The following is a 470-nucleotide window of genomic DNA, read 5'->3' on the forward strand; positions in this document are numbered from 1 at the left end:
GCTGCTGCTGCGCGTGCTGGTCAACGTGATCGCCAACGCCCATCGGCACTCCCCCGAAGACGCACGGGTCATCGTCTCCACGAGCGCCCTCGGCGGCCGCGCCGAGATCCGCATCATCGACCGGGGCGACGGCGTCTCCCCCGAGCGGCGCGACCGCATCTTCCAGCCGTTCCAGCGCTTCGGCGACACCGACAACACGACAGGGCTGGGGCTCGGACTCGCCCTGTCGCGCGGGTTCACCGAGGGCATGGGCGGTACCCTGACACCCGAGGACACGCCTGGCGGAGGCCTCACCATGGTCATCTCCCTGCCGCTGGCCGCAGGACTTGCCGACACGGAGGGCACGGAGTGAAGCTGCTCATCGCCGACGACGATCCGCAGATGGTCCGCGCGCTGAGGATCACCCTCGCCGCGCACGGATACGAGGTGGTCGTGGCTCCCGACGGGGCCGCCGCCATCGCTGCGGCCGC

At 71.3% G+C, this 470-nt stretch carries 1 protein-coding gene and 1 pseudogene; both read left to right on the forward strand.

Annotated features, from left to right (window positions below):
- Window positions 1-352: sensor histidine kinase (locus L687_RS25935; RefSeq protein ID WP_040569613.1), on the forward strand; the 352-nt coding region annotated here is incomplete at its 5' end.
- A pseudogene (locus L687_RS0121040) lies at window positions 349-470 on the forward strand (response regulator); the annotation flags it as partial. The gene L687_RS25935 and the pseudogene L687_RS0121040, both read left to right, overlap by 4 nt.

This window comes from Microbacterium maritypicum MF109, from assembly GCF_000455825.1.
GTDB lineage: Bacteria > Actinomycetota > Actinomycetes > Actinomycetales > Microbacteriaceae > Microbacterium > Microbacterium maritypicum_A.